8 protein-coding genes are annotated in these 9,091 nt (G+C 68.1%); 4 read left to right on the forward strand and 4 right to left on the reverse strand.

Annotated elements, in window-relative coordinates; all coding sequences use genetic code 11:
• From ACE5CZ_RS11435 to ACE5CZ_RS11445, 3 genes are all read right to left on the reverse strand, one after another.
• On the reverse strand, positions 1-966 hold a 966-nt coding region (locus ACE5CZ_RS11435; protein WP_374947454.1), incomplete at its 3' end, for a DUF4011 domain-containing protein.
• A gap of 219 nt (positions 967-1,185) precedes the next feature.
• Positions 1,186-1,602: a GntR family transcriptional regulator gene (locus ACE5CZ_RS11440; RefSeq protein ID WP_374947455.1), complete on the reverse strand. Its 417-nt coding sequence runs from the start codon at positions 1,600-1,602 to the stop codon at positions 1,186-1,188.
• Between the two features lie 19 nt (positions 1,603-1,621).
• Positions 1,622-2,050 (reverse strand): Lrp/AsnC family transcriptional regulator, encoded by a 429-nt coding sequence (locus ACE5CZ_RS11445; RefSeq protein WP_044440623.1) that lies wholly within the window; start codon positions 2,048-2,050, stop codon positions 1,622-1,624.
• Between the two features lie 180 nt (positions 2,051-2,230).
• Between ACE5CZ_RS11445 and ddaH the strand changes: the two genes are divergently transcribed.
• Both ddaH and rocD read left to right on the forward strand, forming a co-directional pair.
• Positions 2,231-3,091, forward strand: coding sequence for a dimethylargininase (gene ddaH / locus ACE5CZ_RS11450; protein ID WP_374947456.1), 861 nt, complete (start codon positions 2,231-2,233; stop codon positions 3,089-3,091).
• Positions 3,088-4,341, forward strand: a complete 1,254-nt coding sequence (rocD, locus tag ACE5CZ_RS11455) for an ornithine--oxo-acid transaminase (RefSeq protein WP_374947457.1) — start codon at positions 3,088-3,090, stop codon at positions 4,339-4,341. The genes ddaH and rocD overlap by 4 nt, the downstream gene beginning before the upstream one ends.
• Before the next feature lie 154 nt (positions 4,342-4,495).
• On the opposite strand, the gene ACE5CZ_RS11460 is transcribed toward rocD, so the two are convergent.
• A complete protein-coding gene (locus ACE5CZ_RS11460; RefSeq protein ID WP_374947458.1) occupies positions 4,496-5,746 on the reverse strand; it encodes a HupE/UreJ family protein in 1,251 nt (416 codons plus the stop codon).
• Between the two features lie 186 nt (positions 5,747-5,932).
• On the opposite strand from ACE5CZ_RS11460, the gene ACE5CZ_RS11465 reads away from it, so the two are divergent.
• Complete coding sequence (locus ACE5CZ_RS11465; protein ID WP_374947459.1) at positions 5,933-6,544, forward strand: hypothetical protein; 612 nt, start codon at positions 5,933-5,935, stop codon at positions 6,542-6,544.
• A gap of 166 nt (positions 6,545-6,710) precedes the next feature.
• Positions 6,711-9,056, forward strand: a complete 2,346-nt coding sequence (locus ACE5CZ_RS11470; protein WP_374947460.1) for an immunoglobulin-like domain-containing protein — start codon at positions 6,711-6,713, stop codon at positions 9,054-9,056.
• The last annotated feature ends 35 nt before the right edge of the window (positions 9,057-9,091 follow it).

The raw sequence follows: 9,091 nt of genomic DNA on the forward strand, positions 1-9,091 counted from the left end.
GCGCTCGACCAGATGCCTGACGACCGGGTTCGACAGCAGCGAGCGCCAGTTGCGATCGAGGTCCTTCCAGATCTGAAAGGTCGAGAAGCGCAGGATGGCGAGGCTCACCGACTCCTCGAGTCGGTAGGGCAGCTCGGCCTCGGCGAGCTGTCGACGGATGCCGGCGAACACGGCGTCGATCGCGAGGCCGCTGTCGTCGATGGCGGGTTCGCGCAGCTCACTGAGGTCGAGCCCTTGCGTGGTCTCGAACCACTGCAGCAGGCAGAGGTTCGGGGTCGCGAGGTCGTCGCCCTCGGCGGCCAGAAAGTAGGGGGTGAACGACAAGCCGCCGGTGAGCCGCACCGGCATCAGAAACAGGGGAGCGCGCGCCTCGCGCCCATCCGGCCGGGTGTGAACCAGAGTGCCGAGCGTGAGGTAGAGGTAGTTGCTGCCCGTCTCCTGCTCGAGTGACTCGGCCTCGCGCTTCAGGGCGCGAAGCTGCGTGCGGTGCTTCTCGTCGTCGAGCTGCGAGAAGAGCGTGCGCGAGGTGCGGAACACGGCGCTCAGCTCGTCGTGGGCGAGGGGCGTGTGCGAGTCGATGCCGTCGACCCGCTTGCGTCCGGATGCGTCGAGGCCGCTCGAGAGGCGCAGCTTGCGCCCCGCGTGCACCGCGTCGTCGATCGAGGGCAGCAGCCCGGGAGGAACCACGAGGTCGAGCACCTTCTGGGTGCGCGGAAGGTTGAGCAGCGGGTTGCGCAGGGTGAGGTCGAGCAGGTCGCGCTTCCAGTTGCGCACCCGGGCGGGGGAGTCGTCGGTGCGCTCGAGGCGGCTGAGCACGAGCGCGTCGACGGCGTCTTCCCTGGTGTCGGTGTCCTGTGGCGCGTCCTGCACCGGGGCATCCTGCGCTGAGCCTTCAGGGGGCACGTCGTCTTTGATCGGTCCTGCGTGCCGGGCGCGCCGAGCAGGCTCGCGGGTGTTCATGTCCATGGTGCTTCTCTCCCCTTGCTTCCAGTGTCGCCTCTGTGCGCTGCACGAGAGGCGTGCCGAGCCGTGCGGGATGAAACCGGCGGTCGCTTCGTGCATCGATGACGCGGTAGCCGCCGACGCAACTCAGGAAAATCCGGATGGTGACGGACGAACTTGCGCGGATCGACGAGTTTTTCCTGGGTTGGAGCGGGAGGGCTCCGTCGTCGCGCCGCTACTCGATCAGCGGCGCAGAGCCGCCTCGACCAGGTCGCGGGCCTCTGCGATAGTGAGGCCCAGCGAGCGGGTCTTCGTCGCGTACTCCGCGGCGGCGTTCTGGGCGGCGCGGTGCGCCGCGTCGCCCTGGGCCGAGACGAGGGTTCCGTTTCTGCCGTGGGTCTCCACGATTCCGTCGGCCTCGAGCTCCTTGTAGGCGCGGGCGACGGTGTTGGCCGCGAGGCCGAGCCGCTCGGCCAGGGCGCGCACCGGCGGCAGCCGGAAGCCGGCCGGCAAATCGCCCGAGGTGACTAGCTCGAGAACATGTGCCCGCAGCTGCTCGAACGGGGGCGTCGAGCCCGCGGCATCCACCGACCAGGCGCCGGGGAACCCCGGGTCGGCGCGGAGATCGGCGACGGTCGGGTTGTTCGATGGGGCGTGCACGGGCGAAACTCTGCCAGTGCTACCTGCGGATCAGGTTCGAGAGCACGATGGCGCTGCGCGTGTGGTCGACGTTGGGCGCGATGCGCACCTTCTCGAGGGCCAGTTCGAGGCTCGGGATGTCGCGCGAGCGCATGTGCACGATGGCGTCGGCGCTGCCCGTGACGGTTCCCGCATCGACCACCTCGGGCACAGACGAGAGGATGCGCTTGAGCTCGGCGGGCGCGACTGTTCCGCGGCAGAAGAGTTCGACGTAGGCCTCGGTGACCGTGCCGTCGAGGGTGGGGTCGAGTTGAATGGTGAACCCGCGGATGATGCCGCTGCCCACGAGCCTGTCGATGCGGCGCTTCACCGCTGAGGCTGAGAGGCCGATCACCTGCCCGATGTCTCCGTAGCCGGAGCGGGAATTCAGCTTGAGCAGGTCGAGAATCTTGTAATCCAGAGCGTCCATTCCCCGAGGATACGCGGAAATCTTGCAGCGCCGCGCGATCCACGCACGAGTTCACCGTTCAGTGACCGTCATGCGCGGATTGCCGCATGCAAGACTGGGCACAGGCGTGCCCGGCTGTGCAACAGGCCGTGGCCACTGGACTCAGTCCGCCTCCCGTGACAATCCTCGGAGGAACTCCCCATGACGTCCACTCTCGAAACCTCAGACCAGTCCGCGGCTCCTGCGCGCGTCGCGACGAAACGGCACTACCTCATGTGCCGCCCCGACCACTTCACGGTCGCCTACCGCATCAACCCCTGGATGGATCCGGCCGTTCCCACAGACACCTCGCTCGCCGTGGCTCAGTGGAACACCCTCTACGAGACCTACCTCTCGCTCGGCCACACCGTCGAACTGATCGACCAGATTGCCGGCCTGCCCGACATGGTCTACACGGCCAACGGCGGATTCGTCATCGACAACGTCGCCTATGGGGCCCTGTTCACGCATCCGGAACGCCAGCCCGAGGGGCCCGCGTTCATGGACTGGTTCCGCGAGCACGGCTACGAGGTCGCCGAGCCTGCCAACATCAATGAGGGCGAGGGCGATTTTCTGCTCGTCGGCGACGTGATTCTCGCGGGCACGGGATTCCGCAGCGCGTCGAACAGCCACGAGGAGATCGGAGCGCTCTACGGCCGCGAGGTCGTCACGCTGAACCTCGTCGACCCCCGGTTCTACCACCTCGACACCGCGATCTCGGTGCTCGATCCGCTGATGGGCGACGCTCACGCGAACATCGCCTACCTGCCCAGCGCGTTCGATACCGCAAGCCGCCTCGAACTCGAGAAACGCTTCCCCGACGCAATTCTCGTCAGCGAGGAAGACGGCGCGATCCTGGGTCTCAACTCGATCTCCGACGGCTACAACGTGGTCATCGCGAACCGCGCCACGGGCTTCGAGAAGCAGCTGCGCGAGCGTGGCTACAACCCCATCAAGGTCGACCTGTCCGAGCTGCTGCTCGGCGGCGGCGGCGTCAAGTGCTGCACGCTGGAACTCCGATGAGCGCCGTCCGACAGGCTCAGGGAACGGCATCCGAGTTGTCGGCCACGCAGGCGGCCGCCATCCGGCTCGTCGAAGAGCACGCCGCGCACAACTACCACCCCCTTCAGGTGGTCGTCGAATCGGGCGACGGCGCCTGGGTCACCGACATAGACGGGCGCCGCTACCTCGACTGCCTCGCCGCCTACTCGGCCGTCAACTTCGGGCACTCGAATCCGGTGCTGATCGACGCCGCCAAGGCGCAGCTCGACCGCATCACCCTCACGTCGCGGGCGTTCCACTCCGACCGCCTCGGACCGTTCGTGGCCGCGCTCGCGCAGCTCGCCGGCAAAGACATGGTGCTGCCCATGAACACGGGTGCCGAGGCCGTGGAGTCGGGCATCAAGGTGGCCCGCGCCTGGGGCTACCGGGTCAAGGGCGTCGCGCCCGAGCAGGCGAACATCGTCGTGATGGACGGAAACTTCCACGGCCGTACCATCTCGATAATCAGCTTCTCCGACGACGCGACCGCGCGCGACGGCTTCGGCCCGTTCACGCCCGGGTTCCGCAGCGTGCCCTACGGCGACGTGGATGCCGTGGCTAGCGCGATCGACGAGAACACGGTCGCCGTGCTGGTCGAGCCGATCCAGGGCGAAGCGGGCATCGTGGTGCCGCCCGCCTCGTACCTGCCCGCGCTGCGAGAACTGTGCACGGCGCAGAACGTGCTGATGATCGCCGACGAGATCCAGTCGGGACTCGGCCGCACCGGAGCCACGTTCGCGTGCGATCTCGTGGGCGTCGTTCCCGACCTCTACCTGCTGGGCAAGGCGCTCGGCGGCGGAATCGTTCCCGTCTCCGCCGTCGTCGGCAACGCCGACGTGCTCGGCGTGCTCAACCCCGGCGAGCACGGATCCACGTTCGGAGGCAACCCGCTGGCCGCCGCCGTGGGTCACGCTGTGGTCGACCTGCTCGCCACCGGCGAATACCAGGCCCGCGCATCCGAATTGGGAGCGCACCTGCACGCCCGCCTGCTGTCGCTCGTGGGACACGGCGTCGTCGAGGTTCGCGGAGCCGGCCTCTGGGCGGGCATCGACATCGACCCCGCGCTCGCGTCGGGCCGCGAGGTCTGCGAGGCGCTGCTCGCCCGCGGCATCCTGGCCAAAGACACGCATGGATCGACGATTCGCCTCGCGCCGCCGATCGTCATCACGCGCGACGACCTCGACTGGCTGGTCGACGAGCTCGCCGCCACGCTGGAGTCGTTCCGCCTGTAGTTTCTGGGCAGCGGCTGCCCGCGTCCGTGCCCGAACACCTCCATTGCGCGCTCCGCTCGGCGACGCAATGGAGGTAATAGGGCACAAACGTGGTGCGGCGGGCAGGATGGGGCCAGGCACGCTTCGAGCCTGGGCGTCCTCCGCCCGCCCCGGCTCACTCCCAGCCGGCGATGCGCTGCACGAACCACACCAGGCCGGCGATGGCGACGCCGGCACTCAGCGCGCCGGTGACCCACAGGGCGATCCGTGGTGCCCGCCGCCACAGCAGCATCAAGAGCGGAAAGACGACCAGGATGATGCCGATCTGCACGGCCTCGATGCCGACGTTGAAGACCAGCAGCGACCACAGCAGCGCCCACGACCACGGCTCGTCGATGCCGAGCGCCGACGCGAAGCCCATGCCGTGCACCAGGCCGAAGACGAACACGACGCCCAGTCGGATCCAGCCGCCGCGGTCGATTCCGAGCGGTCCGCTCCGCGGCGTCAGCTTGTCGGCGTCGGCGTCGTGGTCGTGCCTCGCGCGCCTCAACCGCAGCAGCGGCCACGCGGCCACGATCGAGATCGAGAGTGCGATGACCGGCTCGATGATCGCGGCCGGCAGAGTGAACACCTGCAGCGCCGCGAGGATGAAGGTGATGGAGTGCGCCACCGTGAAGGTGGTCGCCGCCAACACGATCTCGCGCAGCCGGCGCGAACCGGCGATCAGCGCCAGCAGAAACAGGATGTGATCGAGGCCGAAGAGCAGGTGCTCGGCACCGAGCACGAAGAACTCCCACAGACGCTCCCCGGCGCTCTGCCCGAGAGAGAACTCGGGGTTGGCGGCGTCGATCACGGCACTTCCTGAGCTGCCGTCGAGGTCGTAGGTCAGGATCGTCTCGGTGCCCAGCACATACTGCTCGTCGTCGGGGAAGAGCGCACTCGTGATCGCGAGTTCGCCGCCATCGCTCGCGCACTGGGCGTCGAGGGTCAGGATGGCGTAGGGCACGCCCTGCTGCTCGGTTATCCCGTACCCGTCGGGCTGAGCCAGTTCGCACTGCGCGCCGCCCGACGACACCGTGAATCGATCGGAGACATAGGCGAGCGTCGTGTCGGCGTAGGAGTCGAGCGTCGCGGCCTGCTCGTCGGCGTCCCCGTACTCCCATGCCTCCGTGCCCTCCTGGAATAGCGGGTCCACCTGTTCGGCGTCGGCCGCGGAGACGACCAACAGGTCGTATTCGAGCTGCAGCTCGACGTCGAGGTGGCCCGGTGCGGCGCCGTCTGCGATGTCGGCGTAGACCACCGACGACATGCCGTGTGCCGATGCCGATGTCGCGCCGAGACCGACGATGCTCAACGCCCCGGCGGCGAGGGCTGCGGCGCCGGCGAGGGCTGCGGCCCTGCCGCGGCGAGTACGGGCGGATGTCATGACGCTGCTCCTTACACAGGCGGTGCGACGGTCGTCCGGCGCGTCCAGAACTCTGTCGTCGGCGGGTGAACGGACAGCCAACGCAGCAAGAACTGCCGCCGTCATCGGGTGAAACCCGCGCGGTCGTTCACCCGGGAGTCACGTGCCGGTTACCTCGGTGACGCCGACGCGGTGTTCACTGCCGCGATGCCGACCAATCCACGTTTCGTTTCTGGCGCGAAAGCGCTTGCCCTGATCGTCGTGCTCGGGCTGGCCCTGACGGCCTGCGTCACCCAGCCCGACGTCGCCCAGCCCGACGACGCCCTGCCCGCGCCCGGGCGCACGATCGAGGCATCGGCATCCGCGGTGCAGGACCTGACCGAGTACCGGATCGCCGTGGTCGTGCCCGACGACTCGGGCGAATCGCAGACGCTGCTGGCAGCGACGCGGGAGTTCGCGGCGACGAGCGGAGCAGAGCTCGTGGAGTTCACCGCCGACGCGGCCGGCGCCGATCCCGTCGGAGCTGCGCTCGAAGAGGCGGTCGGCACGCACGCGGATGTGGTGGTCGGCCTGGGCGGGGGCGTCGTCGAGGTCTTCGACTTCGAGACGAGCAAGATCATCGACCAGCAGTTCTTGGTCGTCGGCGGGCAGCTGGCGGAGCCGACGGAGAATGTGACCGCCGTCATCTGGCCGGGCGCGACCTCACGAGAACCCGCCGACGAGGCGAGTGTGACCGTGCCGCGGGCCATCGACGCCCTCGGCGCCGGGATTGGAAGCATCCGCGGGGGCACGACCGGCATCGTGCTTCGCCTCGGCTGACGATGCAGGATGCGGCTTGTCACCGCCGACGCTTCATGTGCGAGACACGGCTCGTTTACCATCCGGTCTCGTCGCCGTCACGCACAGCCCCGACAGTTGCGACGTGCGCCAGAAAGGCGCCCGCTTCCCCATCCTCTTCCCTATTTCAAGATTGGCTTGTGACACCTTGCTGACCACTCACGCAACGCCGAACCCGTCGGCCGCGCCACGCACGAACAGGATCGGCAGACGCGGCGTCGCCGGTCTCCTTCTGCTCTCACTCACCGCCGCAACCGTCGCCCTGGCGAGCCCGCCCGCGGCCATCGCAGCACAGACCGTGAGCCCGTCGGCCGTGAGCATCGCCGCGGAGCCGCTTCGCGTGCAGGCCGAGGACTACACGAGCGACAACGGCAACGGCCTGAAGAAGGAGACCGGCAGCGACGCGACCGGCGCCCCGCTCGGCAACGTCGGCGGCACCTGGGATGGTGGCGAGCTCACCTACGACGGGGTCGACTTCGGCGCGGCCGCCCTCTCGGCCCTCACTGTTCGCTACGTCAACAACTCGGGCCGCGTCGGCGCGAATCCGTCGCTCGATTTCTATATCGACGACAAGACCGAAGCGAACAAGATCGCGACCGCGGCGCTCCCGGTCACCGGCAGCAACTGGCAGTCATTCACCACCACGACCGTGAAGCTAGCGACAGACGTCTCCGGCGCACACAAGCTGATCGTGGTCATGCACGTGACCGCCGACGCGGGCCACCCGTTCGCGGGCAACTTCGACTACTTCGAGTTCGCTGCCGCGGCTCTGCCCGAGCCGGCCAAGGCGACGATCTCGAACCTCGTGCTCGGCGTGGGCGCGACCGAGGCCGACCGCAATCTTGCCTGGTACTCCGATCTGGATGTTCCGCAGGTCGCGCAGTTCGCGAAGGCTTCCGAGGTCGTCGACGGCGTCTTCCCGGCGTCTGCCCGCACGACCCCGACGACGAAGGCCGGCGGCACCACCAGCGGTGAGTTCTTCCGCGACGCGGCCCTCGACGGGCTCGAGGAGAACACCGAGTACGCGTACCGCGTCGGCAGTGACGACACGGGCTGGTCAGACGTGTACACGTTCCGCACCCAGGCGTCCTCCGGCGACTTCTCGTTCCTCCTCTTCGGCGACCCGCAGCTCGGCGCCTCCGGCAACGAGGTCAGCGACGCGGCCGGCTGGAAAGACACGCTCGACGTCGCGACGAACAGCTACCCGAACGCCGAGCTGCTGTTCTCGGCGGGCGACCAGGTCGAGAAGGCGTCGAGCGAGTCGCAGTACGACCTCTTCCTGCAGTCCGACCTGCTGCGCGAGGTTCCCCTCGTCGCGACGAACGGCAACCACGACGTGTCATCGAAGGCCTACGAGCAGCACTTCAACCTGCCGAACGAAGACCTCACGGCCGGCGCCGGCACAGACGTCGCGTCTGGCGGCGACTACTGGTTCATCTACAAAGACGTCCTGTTCATGAACATCAACTCGAACAGTCGCGACTACAGCTCGCACTTCGCGTGGATGGATCAGGTGGTGGCCGAGCAGGGCCCCAAGGCGAAATGGAAGGCGCTCGCGTTCCACCACTCGATCTACTCGGTGGGAGTGCACCAGGACGACGGAGACATAGACGAGCGTCGCAAGACCATGCCGCAGAAGATCTCCGAACTCGGCATCGACCTGGTTCTCATGGGCCACGACCACAACTACGCCCGCACCTACCTCATCAAGAACGGCCAGAGGGCCGACGAGAAGGAGGCGCCCGCGGCGGTCAAGGTCGAGGCCAAGGAGGGCGAAGTCATGTACGTGACCGCGAACTCCTCGAGCGGCTCGAAGTACTACGACACCGAGAACCCCGGCGCGTGGTGGGCATCAGTCTGGAATCAGGAAAAGGTGCGCAACTACACCGTCCTCGAGGTCACAGACGACGAGATCGCGGTTCGCACGCTCCGCAGCCAGCAGAGCGGCAACGAAAAGCCGGTGAACAGCGTCGTCGACGAGGTCACGCTCACTAAAGATGCGGCTCCCGAGCTGACGGTTCCCGCCGACGGAGAGATCGCCCAGAACACCGACTTCGATCCGCTCGAGGGCGTCGCAGCGAGCGACAACGTCGACGGTGACCTCACCGCCGAGATCGAGGTCTCCGGGTCGGTCGACACGACGAAGCCGGGCGCGTACTCGCTGAGCTACTCGGTTCACGACGGCCGCGGCAACGTGACGACGGCAGAGCGTGCCGTCACGGTCGCGGTCGCGCCGGGTCCGGATGAGCCGGGCACCGAAGACCCCGGCACCGACGAGCCGGGCACGGATGCTCCGGGTGCGGGTGCGCCGGGCGCGGGCGCGGGTGCGGGAACTGCTGGGTCGGGTGCGTCTGACCCCTCCACCGCAGACCGTCTCGCCAAGACGGGCGCGGACGCGGCCGCACTGGGGAGCGTCGGTGTGCTCGCCGCACTGCTCCTCGCCATCGGCGCAGCGCTGCTGGTCACTCGCCGCAAGCGCGTCTCCGACCGCTAACGTTTGAGTTCGTCGGGGATCGGCCCAGCGCCGAT

The sequence above is a fragment of the Agreia sp. genome, from assembly GCF_964263775.1.
In the GTDB taxonomy this organism is placed as follows: Bacteria; Actinomycetota; Actinomycetes; order Actinomycetales; family Microbacteriaceae; genus Agreia.

What these genes read in the sequence shown, in the direction of transcription:
- ACE5CZ_RS11445 (WP_044440623.1), bottom strand. Translation starts at nt 2,050, where the DNA reads ATGGACGCTCTGGATTACAAGATTCTCGACCTGCTCAAGCTGAATTCC.
- rocD (WP_374947457.1), top strand. Translation starts at nt 3,088, where the DNA reads ATGAGCGCCGTCCGACAGGCTCAGGGAACGGCATCCGAGTTGTCGGCC.
- ACE5CZ_RS11460 (WP_374947458.1), bottom strand. Translation starts at nt 5,746, where the DNA reads ATGACATCCGCCCGTACTCGCCGCGGCAGGGCCGCAGCCCTCGCCGGC.
- ddaH (WP_374947456.1), top strand. Translation starts at nt 2,231, where the DNA reads ATGACGTCCACTCTCGAAACCTCAGACCAGTCCGCGGCTCCTGCGCGC.
- ACE5CZ_RS11465 (WP_374947459.1), top strand. Translation starts at nt 5,933, where the DNA reads ATGCCGACCAATCCACGTTTCGTTTCTGGCGCGAAAGCGCTTGCCCTG.